The sequence below is a fragment of the Deinococcus sp. HSC-46F16 genome (assembly GCF_024171495.1).
Lineage (GTDB): Bacteria > Deinococcota > Deinococci > Deinococcales > Deinococcaceae > Deinococcus.
The window spans coordinates 19,322-36,744 of the sequence record NZ_JALJZW010000005.1 but is presented as its reverse complement, the minus strand read 5'-3'; the positions used below and the strand labels follow the sequence as shown (position 1 = coordinate 36,744).

Sequence of the window (17,423 nt, the reverse complement as noted above, 5' to 3'; positions counted from 1 at the left end):
GCGCGGAAGGGGGTGATCCTCCGCGCTCTTGTCTGTGCCGCCCGCTTACCTCACCCGCACCCGGAAGCCGCGCAGCTCGTACCCCTTGACCACCTCGTTGAAGGTGACGCGCGGCTCGGAGACGACCTCCAGCCCCTGCCACATCATCAATCGGCGCAGGAACACGTCGGACTCCTTGATCGCCAGAAAGGCGCCGGGGCAGCGGTGATGCCCGTCCCCGAAGGAGAGGACCGGGGCCGACACCCCGCGCGGGAGGGGCCGGGCCGGGCAGATCGCGTCTGCGTCCTCGCCCACCACCTCGCGGTCCACGTTGGTGCCCTGGATGTCCAGCGCGAGCAGGCTCCCGGCGGGGATGGTCTGGCCGCCCACGGTCAGCGGCTCCTCGGCGCGGCGGTAGAGGGTGTTCACGACGGGTTCGAGGCGCAGGATTTCGTGCAGGATCGCGTGGCGCTCGCCCTCGGTGCCGTGGACATACGCGGCCCGCAGCTCGGGGTCCCGCAGCAGGTGCCACGCCGCCACGCTGATGAATTCGCGGGTGGTCACCATGCCCGCCGTGCCGTAGGTCAGGCACTCGGTCATGATCTCCACGTCGCTGTAGCCGCGCGAGAGCAGGTGGGAGATCAGGTCGCCCTTCGGCTCGCGGCGGCGGGCGGCGATGGCGGGCTTCACGTCGAGCAGGTAAAAGAGGCCCAGGTTGGCCTGCTGGCGCAGCGACTCGGCGCGGCTGCCCCGGCGCTGGCGGCCCGGCTCGCTGTCGCCGCCGCCCTCCACGAACGCCGTGATGCGCCGCTCCATGCCCGGCAGCAGGCTGCTCGTCAGGCCCACGACCTGCGCGGCAACCGTCACGGCCAGCTCCAGGCTGAGGTCGTCCACATTCGCCTCCCCGCGCCGGGCCAGCCGGGTCAGCAGCTCCTCCACGTACCCGGCGATCATCGGGGCGTAGGTGTCCACCTGTTTGGGCGTGAAGTAGCGGGCGGTCGAACGGCGCATCTCGTGGTGTTCCTCGCCCTCCGCGAACAGCACGGGGGCGCGGCCCAGGAAGGCCACGTCGCGCGTCATCTCCGACATAAAGCCCGCCTGCCGCACGCCCTCCGAGCGCAGCACCTCGCGGGCCGGGCCGAAGGCGTGCAGGCGGTAGACGCCGCCCGGCTCAGCTTTCACCGCCGGAAGGTCGCGCGGGTCGGGACCGGGACGGCGGGTCAGGGCGGCGGTGTCGTCAAATCCAAAGGGGCAGCGGGGGGCGTCGGGCGCAGCGTCGGCGGTGGTCATGGGGTCATCTCCTGGGAGGGGGTGGGGGAACGGGCCGCCTGGGCAACAGCGGAGAGGGAACGGGGCAGGCCCGCGCGGGCGGCGGGCGGCAGGGCGGCGAGGGCGGGGCCAGTGACCTCCCGCACCGTCTCCAGCGCCCCCTCCCAGAGGGCACGGCCCGCCGGGGTCACACGGACGGTCACGCGCCGGGCGTCGGGGCCGCCGTGGCCGCGCGTGACGGCCCCCAGCGATTCCAGCGCGGCGAGGACCCGGCTGACCTCGTAGCGGGGCACCCCCAGCTCGCGGGCGAGGGCGGCGGGCTGCGTGGTGCCGCCCTGCACGTAGGCCAGCGCGATAAAGGAGCGCAGGTCCAGCCCGTGCCGCCCGCGCAGCTCGGCCTCGCCCCGCTCGCTGAGGGCCTGCCACACGTCCCAGAGGGCCGTGAGAAAGGCCAGCTCCGGGGTCTGGAGGGGGTCGGGGTCGCGCACGCCTCCCAGGATGGCGCCCCCAGATGTGAACCGTTGCAGAATGCAATCAAGTTGGGGGGAGGGGGCCGGTGCCGTACCCTGCTCCCATGAGGGTCGCTGTCGCCGATGTGGGCACCAATTCCAGCCATCTGCTGATCGCCGAGGTGCGCGGCGAGGGGGGCGAGCCGCGCGTGCTGGACGCCTTGAAGGAACGCACCCGCCTGGGCGAGTGCCTGGACGCGGCGGGGAACCTGAACCCCGAGGGCGAGCGGCGACTGCGCGAAGCCCTGACCCGCTTCCGCGACCTTGCAGGAGCGGCGGGGGTGGCCGAGGTGCAGGTCTACGCGACTTCCGCCCTGCGCGAGGCGCCCAACGGTCCCGAGGTCGCCGCCCGCGTGGGGGCCGAGGTGGGCGTGTATCCGGTCGTCATCAGCGGGGAGCGTGAGGGGGAGCTGACGTACCTGGGGGCGGCGCACAGCGTGGAATTCGGCGCCGACAACGTGCTGCTGGACCTCGGCGGGGGCAGCCTGGAGTTCGCGCGGGGCGGCCCCGAGCGGGCGGCGGACGTGCTGAGTCTCCCTCTGGGCGCGATCCGGATGCGGCGGGCGCACCTGCACAGCGACCCGCCGAAGGGGGGAGAGGTGCGGGCGGTGCGGGAGGCGGTGCGGGCGGCCCTGGCTCCGCATGTGGAGCGCTTCCGGCCCGGCGAAGGCACCCGCGTGATCCTGTCGAGCGGCACCGCCGAGGCCGCCGCGACGTTGCTGGCCGCGCGGGACGATGAAGGCCCCGAGCGGGTCAACGGCCTGAGTTTCACGGTGGCGGAACTGGGCGCGGCGCTGGAGCGGGTGCGCACCCTCCCGGCGGCGCGGCGGGCACGGCTGCCGGGACTGGAACGCCGGGCCGACACGGTGGTCGCGGGCTTCGCGGTGCTGCATGCGGCGCTGGAGGAGCTGGGCGCCCGGACCTTCACCGTCAGCGAGGGGGCGCTGCGCGAGGGGATGCTGATCGAGGAACTGGAGCGCACCGCCGCCTACGTCTCGGGCCTCAGTCCCCGGCAGCGCAGCGTGCTGGCGACCGCCGAGCGCTTCGGGGCCAACCTCGCCCATGCGCGGCAGGTGGCGTCGCTCGCGCAGGCGCTCCTGGCCGGGCTGGAGGCGGCGGGCGAGTCCTTTCCCGCCGAGGCCCGCAGCCTGCTGACCGCCGCCGCCGGGCTGCACGAGGTCGGGCAGATCGTGGCGCAGAGCAGCCACCACAAGCACTCGGCGTACCTGATTCGGCACGCGGGGCTGCGCGGCTTCTCGCCGCGAGAGATTGACCTGATCGCCCAACTCGCCCGCTACCACCGCAAGAGCCCGCCCAAGCCCTCGCACCCGGAGTTCATGGCGCTGCCGCCCGCCGACCGCGCCCTCGTCTCTCGGCTGGCGGCCGTGCTGCGGGTCGCGGACGGGCTGGACCGCTCGCACGCGGGGCAGACACGGGTGCGCCACCTGAGCCGGGACGCCGGGGGCTGGACCCTGAGTGTGGAGGGCGCGACTCCCCTCGACCAGGAGGGCGCGGAGGCCAAGGCCGACCTCTGGACCCGCGAGTTCGGCCCGCTGCGGCTGGCGGTGGCCGAGCCCGTTATCCTCGGCGCATGACCGCCGCCGACCCTGCCGCCCCGCCCCCCGCCCTTTCACAGACCACCCTGCCCCAGAACATCCTCAGCATCCAGTCCTGGGTGAGTTACGGCCACGTCGGGAACGCCGCCGCCGTCTTTCCCCTGCAACGCCTGGGGTTCGAGGTCTGGGCCATCCACACCGTGCAGTTTTCCAACCACACCGGGTACGGGGCGTGGACCGGGACGGTGTTTCCGCCTGAACACGTCGCGCAGATCATCGACGGCATCGAGGCGCGGGGGGCGCTGCCCTCGTGCGGCGCGGTCCTGAGCGGCTATATGGGCTCGGAGGGCACCGTGGACGCCGTGGTGGGCGCGGTGCGGCGGGTGCGGGCGGCCAACCCGGAGGCGCTGTACTGCTGCGACCCGGTGATGGGCGACGTGGGGCGCGGGGTGTTCGTGCGGCCCGAGCTGCCGGAGCTGATCGGCGAGCGGGCGGTGCCGGAAGCCGACCTCGTGACGCCCAACCAGTTCGAGCTGGAGCTGTTGACCGGGCGCACGGTGAGGACTCTGGACGACGCGCTGGACGCGGCGCGGACCCTTCGCGGGCGGCTGCGCGAAGGCGGTCCCCGCATCGTGGTGGTGACCAGCCTGGTGCGCGGGGACGCCCCGGCGGACGTGATCGAGACGCTCACCGTCACCCAGGAGGGCGCGTGGCTGTGCCGCACGCCGCTGCTGCCCCTGGACCCGCCGCGCAACGGGACCGGAGACGCCATCGCCGCGCTGTTTTTCGGGCACTACCTCCAGACCGGGGACGCGGGCGAGGCCCTGAGCCTGAGCATGAGCGCCCTGTACGCGTTGCTGGAGCTGACCCACCGTGCCGGAACCCGCGAGATTCAACTCGTGGCCGCGCAGGACGAATACGCCCGGCCCTCGCGGGTGTTCCCGGCAGAGCGGGTGGGGTGAGCGCCGGGAAGGGAAGCCCTCTTCCCACGCCACTGTCCCGCCCGAATTACCGGTACGTGACTTCCAGGGTCGCCTGCGTCCCCTCCCCGAACGTCACGTAATCGCTCAGCCCGTTGCTGCCCGCCGTGCCGCCCGCAAAACTCAGCCGAACCTGGGTGCGGCCCGCGCGGTTCACGGCGCTCAGGGCGGCGGCGTTCAGGGAGGTGGTCAGGACCGTTCCCGCCCCGGTGCTCGCCGGGGCCGCGAAGCTGGCCGCGCCCGCCGCCGTCACCGCTGCCGCCCAGTCGTCGGTTCCCAGGGCACACCCGGCCCCCAGGCAATCCGCCTTCAGGTCGGCATTCAGGGTGGCCCCACCCGCCCAGGGGTTGCCGTTGGGGGCAAGGCTGTACCGCAGCGTCAGTTTTGCCCCGGTCACCGTCGCCCCGTCGGGCAGGCCGGAGGTGTCGAAGGACAGCACGCCCTTCCACGGCGCGTCTGCGTTGTCGCCCACGCTGATGCCGCCGGAGGCCACCACGTACCCGCCCGTCGTGGCCGCCTTGCTGTTCGCCGCGACGTAGCCGTCCTCCGCGACCACCGAGGAGAAGGTCGTCGTGCTGGCGGCGGTGACCACGGTGTACGTGAGGTCCTGCACCGCCGAGGCGTTGCCCGCTGTGTCGGCCCCGTAGGCCCGCACGGTCGCGCTGCCGCTGAGGGTCAGGGAACCGCCTCCCGGCAGCGTGGTCCGGGTGGTGCTCGTGCGCGGGTCGCTGCCGTCGCTCGTGACATAGACAGTGCCCGACTCGTTGAGCGAGAAGGTGACGGTCAACGGCCCGGTGTAGGTGCCCGGCGCCGGGGACACGCTGAGGGTGGGAGCGGTGGTGTCGGTCCCCCCGGAAGGTGGCGGCGTGGCCGTCCCCGCGCTGAAAAACCGCCACATCTCGGCGCTGGCGTCCGGTCCCTGCGGGTCGGTGTAGGTGCCCGCCGTGCTGCCGCCGCTCCAGGCGTGGCCCATCCCGGTCACGGTCCAGTGTTCGACCACGCCGCCCGCGTAGGTCTTGACCGTGTAGGCGCGTCCGCCGCTCACCGTGCCGCTGCGGCTCGTGACCTGTGAGGTCGCCTTGCTGCCGTTGTCGGCTCCGTCGTCGGTGAGATCATTCGTCTGCACCCACTGGGCGGCCACCTGATCGCCGTTCACCGGATAGACCGTGTAATCGCTGGTGCCGTGAAAGACGATGGCCCGCACGTTCCGCTTGGCGGTGCCCATCGCGTTATAGGCGGCGATGCCCTGAGCGTCGGGATTCGGGCCGCCTGAATTCATGGCGGTGAAGGCGGCTGCCGTGCTCGTCGCCGCCTTGTATTCCAGGCCCGCGCCCACGCCGATGGCGCTGAACACGTCGGGGTACGTCGCGCCCATGATCACGCTCATCGCCGCGCCCGCCGAGAGCCCGGCGACGTAGACCCGCGACCCGTCCACGCTGGTGCGGCCCTTCACCGCGTCCACGATGGCCTTGATCGCGGCGGGTTCGCCCTGGCCGCGCGACTGGTGGGTGGGCTCGAACCAGTTCCAGCACTTGTTCTGGTTGGCACTCGACGGCTGCTCGGGATAGACGACCAGAAAGCCCTTCTGGTCCGCAAGGTCGTTCATGCGGGTGCCCGCCGCGAAGTCCGCCGGGGACTGGGTGCAGCCGTGCAGCATCACGACCAGGGGCCGGGGTGTGCCCGCACCCGCCGGGGGCGTGTAGAGGGTGTAGTTACGGGTCACGCCCCCACCCGTGGCGCTCCCCGTGACGGACGTGCCCGTCGCCTGTGCCCGCAGTCCGGGGGCGGGAGCGGTGGCGGACGGGGCCTGCGAGCAGGCGGCGAGCAGCAGGGACGCGGACAGCAGGGGCAGGAAACGCTTCATGGCAGACCTCACGCGGGGAAGGCGGCCCGCGCGGGCTTGCCGCAGGCCAGAACGGGGAATTGTCGGTGCGTGGGTACCCTACCCGGCCCGCGTCACGTTCCCGTTACAGGCCGTGTGGCCCAACCAGCGCCGCCGCGATGGGCACGTTGCTGGGCAAGAGCCGCAGCCGCGTCAGGTCGGCGGGGGCGACCCAGGCCAGCGCCCGGTGCTCCAGCGGTCGGGGCTCGTCCGAGAGCAGGCGCAGCCGCAGCGCCACCAGCGTGAAGGGACCGACCGGAGTCTCCAGCGCTGAGCGGTAGACCTCCTCCAGCACTTCGACCTCGGCACCGAGTTCCTCGCGCCATTCGCGGGCCAGGGCCTCGGCCAGCGTTTCCTCACCTTCCACCTTGCCGCCGGGAAACTCCCAGAAACCCGCCGCCCACGCCGGGGCCGACCGTGCGCCCACCAGCACCTTGCCGTCCCGCTCCAGAATGCCTGCCACGACCGTTCGCATGGGGCAGTCTGGCGCAAGGGGGCACGGGGCCGGACCCGGTACACTCCCCCCATGACCTTTGAAAGCGTGCGCCTCTCCCACGCGGGCGAGGTGGCGACCCTGACCCTGGCGCACCCCAAGAGCGCCTTCGGCCCGGCGACGTGGCGCGACCTTCCCCAGGCCCTGGGCGAGCTGGGGGAAGCCCGCGTGCTGGTCGTGCGCGGCGAGCGGCACTTCAGTGTGGGGCTGGATGTGGCGGCGACCGCGCCCCTGATCGCCCCCACGCTGGGCGATCCCGAGGGGTTCGCGGCGCTGGTGGCCGAGATGCACGCGGCCATCGAGGGCCTGGCCGCGCTGCCCATTCCGGTGGTCGCGGCCATCGACGGCTGGTGCATCGGCGCGGGGCTGGAACTCGCCGCCGCGTGCGACCTGCGGCTGTGCAGCGCCCCCGCCCGCTTCAGCCTGCCCGAAGTCAAGCTGGGCATCACCGCCGATCTGGGCGGCCTCCAGCGCCTGCCGCATCTGATCGGGCGGGGGCGGGCGGCGCACCTCGCGCTGACGGGCGAACCCATCGACGCGGCCACCGCCGAACGTTGGGGCCTCGTGACCGAAGTGCTCCCCGACGCGGACGCCCTCTACGCCCGCGCCGACGCCCTGGCCGCCCACCTCGCCGCTCTGCCCCCAAAGGCGCTGGAAGGCACCAAACGCACCCTGCAAGATGGCCTCTCTCACGCCGAGAGCCTCGCCGCCGCCGTGGAGTGGAACGCGCGGCACATGACGGCGGACGCGCTGCTGAGTGCCCTCAAGGGGGGTAAATTATGAGACAGCCTCACTACCTCAGTTACCACAACCCTGACACAATGGGAGAAGACTTTAGCCATATCGCTCTCAGCGGATGTATTGGTACTGACAAGGAGCGGGTGGCTGAACGGGCAGCCGAAGAGGACGCTATCGTCTGGTGTGTTGGCAAGCGGGGGGAAGGCAGGGCAGCTCGCTACTTCCTGTATCAGCGCATCGTTGACACCCGTTGCCGCTACACGAAACCAGCAGAGGTTACACAGGGCGAATTCAGAATTTTGCTGTGTGGCAAACCCACTTTGCCTGCGGGCTACAAAAAGGACATTACCGATGAGCCGTACATGCCAGAGGTCAAGAGCATTTTGGGCTTTGGCCTTCAGCCGATGGGTAACAAGCATAAGGCGACAGTCGCGGCATTCATTGCGGAATTTGAGAGGATGACGACATGACCCAACCCGCTGACCCCGCCACCACCTTCCGCCCCGACCTGCTGCGCGGCAAGCACGCCCTGATCACGGGCGGCGGCAGCGGCATCAACCTCGGCATCGCGCAGAGTTTCGCCGCCCACGGGTGCGCGGTCACCATCCTGGGCCGCAACCTGGACAAGGCGCAGACCGCCGCCCGTGGCATCGGGGAGGCGGGGGGCCGTGCCCTGGGCGTTTCGGCCGATGTGCGCGACTTCGCCGCACTCCAGGCGGCGGCGCAGGCAGGCGTGGACGCCTTCGGGCCGCTGGACATCGTGCTGGCGGGAGCGGCGGGGAACTTCCCGGCTCCGGTGGATGGCATCAGCCCCAACGGCTTCAAGACGGTCGTGGACATCGACCTGCTGGGCACCTACAACACCATCAAGGCGTGTGCGCCTCACCTGAAGACGCCCGGCGGCACCATCCTGAGCATCAGCGCCTACGGGGTGCCGGTGCCCATGCAGGCGCATGTGGTCGCGGCCAAGGCGGGGGTGGACGCCCTCACGCAGACGCTGGCGGTGGAGTGGGGCCTGCGCGGGGTGCGGGTCAACGCGATTATTCCCGGCCCCATCGACGGCACCGAGGGCATGGCCCGCCTCGCCCCCGACGAGCGCACCCGCGCGGCCTTTACCCGCACCGTGCCGCTGGGCCGCTTCGGTGTGCCGCAGGACATCGCCAACGCGGCCCTCTTTCTGGTGTCCGACGCGGCGAGCTACGTGACGGGCGTGATTCTGCCGGTGGACGGCGGCCAGAACATGCTGGGCGGGGCGCCGCAGTACCAGATGTACCTCCAGATGCAGGCGGCGGGCGCGGGCGAGCAGAAAGCGTAAAGCCCCGCACGCGCCCGCTATCCTGCTCCCCGTGCGCCGCGTCCTCCCCCTGCTTCTGCTGCTTCCCACGCTGGGGGCGCTGTCGCGGGCGCAGGCGCCGCAGCCGTCCGCGCCCCTCCACATCACGCTGACCCGTTCGCCGGGCCTGAGCGCGGAGGTGCGGCGGGCGCTGTCGGACATGCCGCCCGGCGTGCGGCTGGGCCTGCTGGTCCGCGATCTGGAGACGGGCGAGGTGCTGGAGACGCGGGATGAAGGTCTTTCGCTGATTCCCGCGAGCACGGTCAAGCTGGTGACGGCGGCGGCGGTGCTACTGGACCGGGGCGACGCGGGCTGGTGGAGCACCGAGCTGACCGTGCCCGCAAGCGAGCAGGGCCGGGCGCGGGTGTCGCACCTGGCGCTGCGGGGCGGGGGTGACCCCACGCTGAGCACCTCGGACGGTCCCAACAGCCTGCGGGCGCTGGCGAAACAGGCGTATGCCCGTGGCCTGCGTGAGGTCGGCGCGGTGCGGCTGGACGAGACGCGGCTGAACGCGGCGGCCTGGGATGGTCTCGTGCTGGGGGTCCCGATGACCGCCGTGCGGCTGACCGACTGGTCCGCCTCGCCCCCCGCGTCGGCGGCGCAGGCCCGTGCATGGGCGGGGACGGCGCTGATCCGGGAGCTGCGGCGGGCCGGGGTACAGGTGCGCTCGGACGTGGTGGGCACGGCGCCCCGCTACATCCCCCCCGTGCGGCCCCTGCGCCGGGACGAGCGGGGCCGCTTCCTGCCACCCGACCCCCTCATTCCCGTAGAGATGCGGCCCGAGCAGGCGGTCGCCTCCGTTCGCAGTGCGCGGCCCTTCCGGGCGCTGGCGGATGTCCTGCGTCCCAGTGACAACCTCCGCGCGGAGGAACTGCTCGCCTCCCTCGCCTCCCCGCCGGGCACCCAGACGCGGGCGCTGGGGCGCGAATGGGCGGCGCTGTGGCAGCTCGGGGTGGACACGGCAGGCGTGAACCTCGCCGACGGCAGCGGCCTGAGCCGCGACAACCGCCTGACCGCGCGGGCGCTGGTGGACCTGCTGGACCACATGTACGACGTGCCCTACATCCGGGGCGAGGCGCGGGCCGAAGTGCCGGGGGAGACCTACCGGGCGCGGCGCAATGCCTTCGCGGAGGCGCTGCCGCAGGCGGGCACCGGGGGGGATAAGGAAGGGAGGGGAGGTACCCTCGCGCTGCGGATGCAGGGAACGGGGCTGGACGTGCGGGCCAAGACGGGCACGTTGCCGGGCGTGTCGGCACTGGCGGGGTACGTGACCGCGAAAAGTGGGCGGGTGCTGGGATTCGCCCTGCTGATGAACGGGGCGCGTGAGACGCCGATCCTGACTCTGCGGGCGGTTCAGGATGAGGTGGTGGAGGCAGTGGCGGGGCGGTACTGAGGAGGCGAGGCAGAGCATCTTGATTCGGTTTGCCCCCACCCCCAGCCCCTCCCCCCAGAGGGGGCAACGTCTCCGCCGCGCGGTGCGGCCCGCGCGTTGCCGCTGACTCATTCAGCGCGTCTGGTACTGGGTGGAGGGGAGCAGCGCTGCGCTCGGCAAAGGTCATCCCCCCATATGGCGGCGCCGCTTACCCCGCCCCCGTTTCCCCCTCCACGCCATCCTTCCGCCCGAGTGAAAGGCCTCGGCGCTGACGCGCCGAACGGCTCGGCTGCCTGGAACGTGGACTCGCCGGGCGGGGACGGTGAGAGCGGCTGACACAGGAAAAAGAGGGCTCTGGCAAGAGCAGAGCAGCGGCTACTCCCTCCCTCCTTGTGAGGGAGGGTTGGGGACGGGGGTGGCGGGCGAAGCTCGCCCTTCTGCCCTGACTGTTGCCGTTCCATCCGCGAAGTCCAGCGTCAGCCGCTCCCCCGGTCCCACCCCCGCCGCCCGCGTCACGGGCCTCCCCGCCCCGTCCCGCACGAGCGCGTAGCCCCGCGCCAGGGTGCGCTCCGGGGTCAGGCCCAGCGCCTGCCGCATCAGGGCGTCGGTGTTCAGGCGGCCGGTGTCGGCCTGGCGGCGGGCGCCTCCCAGCAGCCGGTCCAGTGCCCAGCGCGATCCGGCCTCGGCGTTCACGAGGGCTTCCCGGCCGCAGGCGCGAATGCGGCGGGCGTCCTCCCTGGCCTGCGCGGCGGCCGAGGCCACCGTCCGCACGATCAGCGCGGCGGCCTTGCTGGGGGTGTCGGTGCGGGTGTGCGCCACCTCGTCGGGCAGGGTGTCGTCGCGGGCGTGGCCCAGGCCCGTGATCACCGGGGCCGGAAAGGTCGCCAGGGCACGCGCCACCGCGAGGTCGTTCAGCCACGCGAGGTCGGTCACCGCCCCACCCCCGCGAATCAGGACGAGCGCGTCCAGCGGCTCTTTTTCATGGGCGGCCCGCGCCTGGGCAATCGCCGCCGTCAGGCTCTCCGAGGCCGCCCCCCCCTGAAAGGTCGCCTCCAGATACACGGGGTCCAGCACGCCCGCCGCCTCCAGCGCGTCCACCTCGCGCCGGAAGTCCCCCAGGCCCGCCGCCTCATGGGGGCTGATGACCGCCACCCGCGCGAAGTCGGTGGGGGCAGGCAGGGTGCGGTTCAGGCCGTAGACGCCCTCGCGCACCAGCGTCTCGCGCAGGGCCTCCAGCCGCAGGGCCGCGTCCCCCACGGTGAACTCGGGGGCCACGTCCAGCACGTTCAGGGAAAAGCCGTACTGCGCGTGGAACTCGGCGGTGCAAAAGAGCAGCACCTTGAGGCCCGCCGTCAGCCCCCCGCCCGTGGCCCGGCGGAATTTGCCCTCCAGCGCGAAGCGTTCGCGTGCCCATACGGTTGCGCGACACTTGGCGACCTCCGCGCCGCCGCCAAATTGCACGAGGTCGAGGTAGAGGTGGCGGCGGTCGGTGAGCGACGCGATCTCCGCCCGAACCCACACCGCCCCCGGCACCCCCCGCGCGATGACCTGCTCGACGTACCCCAGCACGTCCACGAGGTCGAGGAACTGCTCGGGCGGCCGGGCCGCGCCCTTCTTGCGCCGCCCCGTCACAGCCGCTCCGCCAGCAGGCGCCCGGTGACGGCCGCCCCCACGCCCAGCCCCACGCTGAGGACCGCGTACAGCGCCGCCGCGCCCCCCGCCCCCCGGTTCAGCAGCCCGTCCAGTTCCGCGCTGAACGCCGAAAAGGTCGTAAAGGCCCCCAGCACCCCGGTCCCGAAGGCCAGCCGCGTCGCTTCCGGCCACACGCCGCGCCCCACCAGCCCCAGGGTCAGGCCCAGCAGCAGCGACCCCACCACGTTGACGAGCAGGGTGGGCAGCGGCCAGCCGCTCCGCGCGGCCAGCGGCGCCAGCCCCAGCCCTGCCCCGTAACGGGCCGCCGCGCCCAGGGCACCGCCCGCCATCACCCACAGCCACGCACTCACAGCCCCCAGGGTACGCCCCCGCCGGGCGCGTAGTCTGTCCCCGATGATTCGGGCCAGGACATTGGAGGGGCAGGATCTCGACTGGCAGGGCCAGACGCGCGGGGTCTGGGTGGACGCGCAGGGGGTCACCCCGGACGAACTCGCCCGGCTGCGCTCAGCCTTCCGGCTCAATCCCCTCGCCGTGGAGGACGTGCTGGAGCGCGGGCACTGGAGCCGCGCCGAGGCATATCCCGAGCACGCCTTCATCACCGTGCGCTCCTACGCCCGCCCGGAGGAGGCCGACGAGTTCACCGAGCGGGTCAGCGTCTTCCTCTTTCCGGAAGCGGTCCTCACGATGGGCCACGGTCCCACCTGCGCCCTGGAACAGGTCTGGGCACTGCTGGGCCGCGAGACGGTGAACACGCCGCCGGAGGTCGCCTACGAACTGCTCGACCACACGGCCGACACCTTTTTCACCCTGGCCGACACGCTGGAGACGCGGGTGGACGAGCTGGAGGAACGGGTCTTTACCCATGTCCGGGAGAACCCGATCGCGGACGTGTTCGACCTCAAGCACCTGCTCGCGCACGCCCGCCGCCTCGCGTCCGACGCGCGGGAGGCCGCCATTCTGCTGGCCCGGCACGCGGACGGCACGCCCGCCGATCTGGTGCGCTACCGCGACGCGCAGGACTCCTTTGCGCGGGCGGCGGGGCGGCTCGATACGCTGCGCGACCACCTCACCAGCCTGCTCGACCTGCACCTGAACCTTCAGAGCCAGCGCATGAACGAGGTGATGCGGACCCTGACCGCCGTCAGCGTGGTCTTTCTGCCGCTGACCTTTCTGGCGGGGGTGTGGGGCATGAACTTCGAGCATATGCCGGAGCTGACCCAGCCCTGGGGCTACGCGCTGGCGTGGAGCAGTTTCCTGCTGATCGGCGGGCTGCTGGCCGCCTATTTCAAACGGCGCGGGTGGTGGTGAGGGCCGGGCGGCCGGAACCCCACGGTGCCCCCGCCCCGGCAGCGGTGCAGGCAGCCGGGATGGGGGCTCAGGGGACGCCGGGGGTTCGGGGAGCCCCGGTTACTGCCCCCGGTTATTGCACGAAGGCGTACCGCACGCGCAGCTCCGAGAGGGCGCCCACGACGGCACCGAAGCGCAGCTCGACGCTGTCGAAGGCTTTGCTGGTCTGGAAACTGACTGTCTGGAGGTCACTGCCAGGAGCGAGCAGCGCGAGGTCGAGCAGCCCAGCCCCCGTCCGGGTTTCCTGCACCTGCCCCCCCAGCAGGGTGACCACGGTCAGCCCGGAGAGAACGCTCACGTCCAGCAGGCTGCCCGCCCGGCGAACGACAAATCCGGCCCGCTGCCCTGCCGTCTGGGGCGCCGTGCCGATGACCCGCAGGTAGGTATCGCCCAGCGCCCCCACGGTCACCTTCATGGAGGCTTCGTCAGCCAGGTCGGCGTTGATCACGTTGGCGGCGTTGTCCACCGAGCACAGCAGGCACAGTTCGCTCCGGCCCGAGTTCACGGTGTAGGCGCTGCCCGTCAGCGGCTGGCGTCCCGTGGTTTGGCCCGCCGTCACCGTGATGGTCGCGCTGGCCGCGTTGGAGACGTTGCCCGCCGCGTCGTAGGCCCGCAGCACCACGGTGTGCGTCCCGGCCGACAAGGTGGGCAGCGGCGCATCGAAGGAGACCGTCTGTCCCGGCGCGACCGGGAGGTTCGTCTCCGGGCCGTTGTCCACGGCGTAGGTCACGCGGGTGACCCCCAGGTTGTCGCTGGCCGTGCCGGTGAGGCGCACCGGGTTGCTGGTGGTCGCCCCGTCGGCGGGCGAGGTCAGGGTCACGCTGGGGGCCACCGTGTCGCCGGGCGTGCCGGTCCCGCCTCCCGTCACGGTGAAGGTCCGGCTGGCCGCAGGCGACACGTTTCCGGCCGCGTCATAAGCCTTGACCGTCAGCGTGTGCGCGCCAGCTGGCAGGGACGGCAGGGTGAAGTCGAGGTCCACCGCCGGACCCGCCGTGATGGGCACCACCGTCTCGGGACCGTTGTCGACCGCGTAGACGACGCGGGTCACGCCCTGGTTGTCGGTGACCCGGCCCTGCACTCTCACCGGCGCCGTGACGTTGGCGCCGTTGGCGGGCGAGGTCAGGGTCACGCTGGGCGCCTGGGTATCGCCGGGCTGGGTGCTGGGCGGGCTGACGGTGAACGTGACCTGCACCGGGCTCGAAGCATTGCCAGCGGCGTCGTAGGCCCGCAGGCTGACCGTCTGCGCTCCCGCCGGGAGGGAAGGCAGCAGGGTGTCCAGGTTGACCGTGGGGCCGGGAGTCACGTCCAGCGCAACCTCGGGTGCGCTACCGAGCTGGTAGGTGATGCGGGTCACGGCCTGATTGTCGGTCGCGGTTCCGGTCAGCCGCACGGGATTCTGCACACTCGCCCCGGCGGTGGGGGAGGTCAGCGTGAAGGTGGGCGCCTGCGTGTCTGCAGGTGTCCCCGTGCCGTTGCCGGTCGTGACTGTCACGGTGCGGGTCACCGAGGTGCTGTTCCCCGCCGCGTCATAGGCGGTGACGGTCAGGACGTAGGTCCCCGCCGAAAGGCCGCACAGGCAGAGGCTCTGGCTGATGGCGCCGTCCGCGAGCAGCGTCAGCGCCTGCTCATTGCCGTTGCCGAAGCGGTACGTGAGGCGGCTGAGCCCCACGTTGTCGCGGACGGTCCCCTGAAGAAGCAGGCTGCCACTGGCCGTGCTGCTCTCCTGCGGCGAGGTCAGGGTCAGCGTCGGCCTGACGGTGTCCGCTGAGCCTGCGGGGGGCTGGGGATTGGGGCCAGGGCTAGGAGTCTGGGTACTGCAACTGGCCAGCAGGGTCAGGGTCAGCAGTGCAGCGGCGCATCCATATCGGGAAAGGGGAAGGGCCATGACAGTCTCCTTGATCGGGAATGAGGATTTCTCCGGACCACGCCGGGGCGGAGTGGTCCTTGGGAAACCTGATCTGGGAAAAAGGCAGCGTCCGGAGGCCGCGAAGCATTCACCCCGCCTGGCGCGTGGTGAGGCGGACCGGAGATCTCGGGGCGCCCATACGGCTCGTGTGCAATCCCTGACCGAATCGGGAAATCCCTGGTTCAACAATGTCCGCTTCGGTCAAGCGCTCTGTTCCGCAGCTTTGCACATCCGCTCGGGGTGTCCAGGGTCTGTCCCTGCTGGGCCGGAATCCGTCTCAAAGCAATGAAAGTCATCCTACCGGAAGGGGAATTCCCCGAGCCGGTTCCACGCCTCCTTCCGTAAACGGGTTATGGCCGAGCGGTGCCGCGCCCACCAGGATGTGTGGGGGCTGCTGCCATAACACAGCGAAGGCTAATGACACACCAGTCCGGTATGTCCCGAGTCGGTCGCACCACTGGCTCCACCCGTTCCAGGTGCCCGTATAGGGAACGAGGTTTCACGGCCCCTCGGATAGCGCCGAATTGTGGCTATCCACCCACAACCTAGAGGGGCAGGCAAAACCATTGATGAGCTCGTTCCTTAGCTGGAGTTGCATACAGCCTCATGTGGTCTGGGTCTAACGGGTCCTAGAACGCGGAAATCCGCCAGGGCGTCCGTGCGGCTCGCTTCTGGGCCACCAGAACCCTGGCGTCAAACCCGCTCCAGCGCCCGGTGAGGTTCCGGCGGCCACCCCGCCCGCACCGGGTCGCCCGGCCGCACCACGCCCCCCGTCAACACGACCCCCATCACCCCCGCCTTGCGGACCAGCCCGCCGTGCTCGTCGCGCCCCATCACCGCCGCGAGCAGGCCCGGCTGGAAGGCGTTGATCTGACCGCAGGGGTTCCGCAGGCCCGTCACCTCCACCACCGCCGCCTCGCCCAGATGCAGGCGGGTGCCGGTGGGGAGGGCCAGCAGGTCCAAGCCGCGCGTAAGCACGTTCTCCCCAAGATCGCCGGGGCGCACCGTGAAGCCCTGCCCGGCCAGTTCCTCCAGCAGCTCGACATGGATCAGATGAATCTGCCGCAGATTGGGCTGCTCCGGGTTCTGCGCCACCCGCGAGCGGTGTTTGACCGTGCGGCCCGCGTGGGCGTCGCCCTCCACGCCCAGGCCCGCGAGCAGGCGCACCTCCGGCCGGGGCGTTTTGCTGAAGCGGTGCTCCGGGCTGAGGCTGACCGCCTCCACCCTGGGGGTCACTCCAGCGCCCCCACGCCCGTCAGGTGCCGCCCCACGATCAGGGTGTGGATATCGTGGGTGCCCTCGTAGGTGTCCACCGTCTCCAGGTTCAGCATGTGGCGAATGACGGGGTACTCGGTCGTGATGCCGTTGCCGCCCAGCAGCTCGCGGGACAGTCGTGCGCCCCCCAGGGCCACCCGCACGTTGTTGCGTTTGGCGTAGCTGACCTGCGCGTAATTCATGCGGCCCGCGTCCTTGAGCCTCCCCAGCCGCCACGCCAGCAGCAGCCCGGCCGAGTGGTCGGTCGCCATCCGCACCAGCTTGTCCTGCACGAGCTGCCGTCCGGCGATGGGCTTGCCGAAGGTCGTGCGGCTGCCGGTGTAGTCCAGCGCCGTCTGGAGCACCGCCTCCAGCGCCCCCATCGCCCCCCACGCGATTCCGAAGCGGGCCGAGGTCAGGCAGGAGAGCGGCGACTTCAGGCCCCCCGAGCCGGGCAGCAGGTTCCCCGCCGGAATGCGGCAGTCCTCCAGCACGATTTCCCCCGTCACCGAGGCCCGCAGGCTCATCTTCCGCTTGATCTCGGGCGCGTGGAAGCCCGGCGCGTCGGTGGGCACGATAAAGCCGCGCACCACCCCCTCCTCGTCCTTGGCCCACACCACCCCGAGGTCGGCGGCGGGAGAATTGGTGATCCACATCTTGCTGCCGTTCAGGACGTACTCGCCCCCGTCCCGCCGGGCGCGGGTCCGCATCGCGCCGGGGTCGGAGCCGCCGTCGGGCTCGGTGAGGCCGAAGCAGCCGATCAGTTCGCCGGAGGCGAGGCCGGGCAGATACTTCCGCTTCTGCTCCTCCGAGCCGTACTCGTGGATGGGAAACATCACCAGGCTGCCCTGCACGCTCGCCGCCGACCGCAGGCCGCTGTCCACCCGCTCCAGTTCGTACATCATCGCGCCGTACGCGCTGTAGCTCGTGCCCGCGCCGCCGTACTCCTCCGGGGTGGTCGGTCCCAGCAGGCCCATCTGCCCGAACTGGCGCATCACGTCACGCACGGGCAAAGTGCCCGCGTCCCACCACTCGGCGATCTGCGGCATGAGTTCGGCGTCGCAGAACGAGCGCACGCTCTCGCGGATGAGTTTCTCGTCGGGGGAGAGCAGGTCGGAGACGGCAAATTCGTCGATCATGGGAGGCTCCGGG

At 71.6% G+C, this 17,423-nt stretch carries 16 protein-coding genes and 1 riboswitch; of the genes, 7 read left to right on the top strand and 9 right to left on the bottom strand.

Translation table 11 applies throughout. The annotated features are described in order from the left end of the window. Positions 1-45: 45 nt before the first annotated feature. Both L1280_RS11210 and L1280_RS11205 read right to left on the bottom strand, forming a co-directional pair. Positions 46-1,269: a cytochrome P450 gene (locus L1280_RS11210; protein ID WP_253582380.1), complete on the bottom strand. Its 1,224-nt coding sequence runs from the start codon at positions 1,267-1,269 to the stop codon at positions 46-48. Continuing rightward, positions 1,266-1,736 (bottom strand): MarR family transcriptional regulator, encoded by a 471-nt coding sequence (locus L1280_RS11205; RefSeq protein ID WP_253582379.1) that lies wholly within the window; start codon positions 1,734-1,736, stop codon positions 1,266-1,268. The genes L1280_RS11210 and L1280_RS11205 overlap by 4 nt, the downstream gene beginning before the upstream one ends. A gap of 86 nt (positions 1,737-1,822) precedes the next feature. Between L1280_RS11205 and L1280_RS11200 the strand changes: the two genes are divergently transcribed. Then, the gene (locus tag L1280_RS11200) at positions 1,823-3,352 is read left to right on the top strand and encodes a Ppx/GppA phosphatase family protein (RefSeq protein ID WP_253582378.1); all 1,530 of its coding nucleotides are present in this window, start codon (positions 1,823-1,825) and stop codon (positions 3,350-3,352) included. After that, entirely contained in the window at positions 3,349-4,275 is a 927-nt protein-coding gene (gene pdxY, locus L1280_RS11195; protein WP_253582377.1) for a pyridoxal kinase PdxY, read from the top strand. Before L1280_RS11200 ends, pdxY begins: the two co-directional genes overlap by 4 nt. A 46-nt stretch (positions 4,276-4,321) precedes the next feature. Here the strand turns inward: pdxY and L1280_RS11190 are convergent, their stop codons facing one another. After that, positions 4,322-6,157, bottom strand: coding sequence for a PHB depolymerase family esterase (locus tag L1280_RS11190; RefSeq protein WP_253582376.1), 1,836 nt, complete (start codon positions 6,155-6,157; stop codon positions 4,322-4,324). Positions 6,158-6,260: 103 nt separating this feature from the next. Next, positions 6,261-6,650, bottom strand: coding sequence for a (deoxy)nucleoside triphosphate pyrophosphohydrolase (locus tag L1280_RS11185; RefSeq protein WP_253582375.1), 390 nt, complete (start codon positions 6,648-6,650; stop codon positions 6,261-6,263). 51 nt (positions 6,651-6,701) lie between these two features. Between L1280_RS11185 and L1280_RS11180 the strand changes: the two genes are divergently transcribed. The 4 genes from L1280_RS11180 to L1280_RS11165 are packed head-to-tail and all read left to right on the top strand — an operon-like array spanning position 6,702 to position 10,132. Continuing rightward, positions 6,702-7,451: an enoyl-CoA hydratase-related protein gene (locus L1280_RS11180; protein WP_253582374.1), complete on the top strand. Its 750-nt coding sequence runs from the start codon at positions 6,702-6,704 to the stop codon at positions 7,449-7,451. Positions 7,452-7,489: 38 nt separating this feature from the next. Beyond that, positions 7,490-7,876, top strand: a complete 387-nt coding sequence (locus L1280_RS11175; RefSeq protein WP_253582373.1) for a hypothetical protein — start codon at positions 7,490-7,492, stop codon at positions 7,874-7,876. After that, on the top strand, positions 7,873-8,721 hold the full coding sequence (locus tag L1280_RS11170) for an SDR family oxidoreductase (protein WP_253582372.1): 849 nt from the start codon (positions 7,873-7,875) through the stop codon (positions 8,719-8,721). The genes L1280_RS11175 and L1280_RS11170 overlap by 4 nt, the downstream gene beginning before the upstream one ends. A 31-nt stretch (positions 8,722-8,752) precedes the next feature. Next, the gene (locus tag L1280_RS11165; protein ID WP_253582371.1) at positions 8,753-10,132 is read left to right on the top strand and encodes a D-alanyl-D-alanine carboxypeptidase; all 1,380 of its coding nucleotides are present in this window, start codon (positions 8,753-8,755) and stop codon (positions 10,130-10,132) included. 354 nt (positions 10,133-10,486) lie between these two features. Here L1280_RS11165 and xseA read toward each other — a convergent pair whose 3' ends face one another. Continuing rightward, complete coding sequence (gene xseA, locus L1280_RS11160) at positions 10,487-11,743, bottom strand: exodeoxyribonuclease VII large subunit (RefSeq protein WP_253582370.1); 1,257 nt, start codon at positions 11,741-11,743, stop codon at positions 10,487-10,489. Continuing rightward, positions 11,740-12,093 carry a CrcB family protein gene (locus L1280_RS11155; RefSeq protein ID WP_253582601.1) on the bottom strand — a complete coding sequence of 118 codons (354 nt, stop codon included), beginning with the start codon at positions 12,091-12,093 and terminating at the stop codon, positions 11,740-11,742. Before L1280_RS11155 ends, xseA begins: the two co-directional genes overlap by 4 nt. Positions 12,094-12,157: 64 nt before the next feature. On the opposite strand from L1280_RS11155, the gene L1280_RS11150 reads away from it, so the two are divergent. Further along, the gene (locus tag L1280_RS11150; protein WP_253582369.1) at positions 12,158-13,072 is read left to right on the top strand and encodes a magnesium transporter CorA family protein; all 915 of its coding nucleotides are present in this window, start codon (positions 12,158-12,160) and stop codon (positions 13,070-13,072) included. Positions 13,073-13,184: 112 nt separating this feature from the next. Here the strand turns inward: L1280_RS11150 and L1280_RS11145 are convergent, their stop codons facing one another. The 3 genes from L1280_RS11145 to L1280_RS11135 all read right to left on the bottom strand — a co-directional run bounded on the left by L1280_RS11145 (position 13,185) and on the right by L1280_RS11135 (position 17,410). Beyond that, on the bottom strand, positions 13,185-14,996 hold the full coding sequence (locus tag L1280_RS11145; protein ID WP_253582368.1) for an Ig-like domain-containing protein: 1,812 nt from the start codon (positions 14,994-14,996) through the stop codon (positions 13,185-13,187). Positions 14,997-15,451: 455 nt separating this feature from the next. Beyond that, positions 15,452-15,536, bottom strand: a riboswitch (cyclic di-GMP riboswitch). A 174-nt stretch (positions 15,537-15,710) separates the two neighbouring features. Beyond that, positions 15,711-16,253: an MOSC domain-containing protein gene (locus L1280_RS11140; RefSeq protein ID WP_253582367.1), complete on the bottom strand. Its 543-nt coding sequence runs from the start codon at positions 16,251-16,253 to the stop codon at positions 15,711-15,713. Further along, positions 16,250-17,410 (bottom strand): acyl-CoA dehydrogenase family protein, encoded by a 1,161-nt coding sequence (locus L1280_RS11135; RefSeq protein ID WP_253582366.1) that lies wholly within the window; start codon positions 17,408-17,410, stop codon positions 16,250-16,252. Before L1280_RS11135 ends, L1280_RS11140 begins: the two co-directional genes overlap by 4 nt. Positions 17,411-17,423 lie beyond the last annotated feature (13 nt).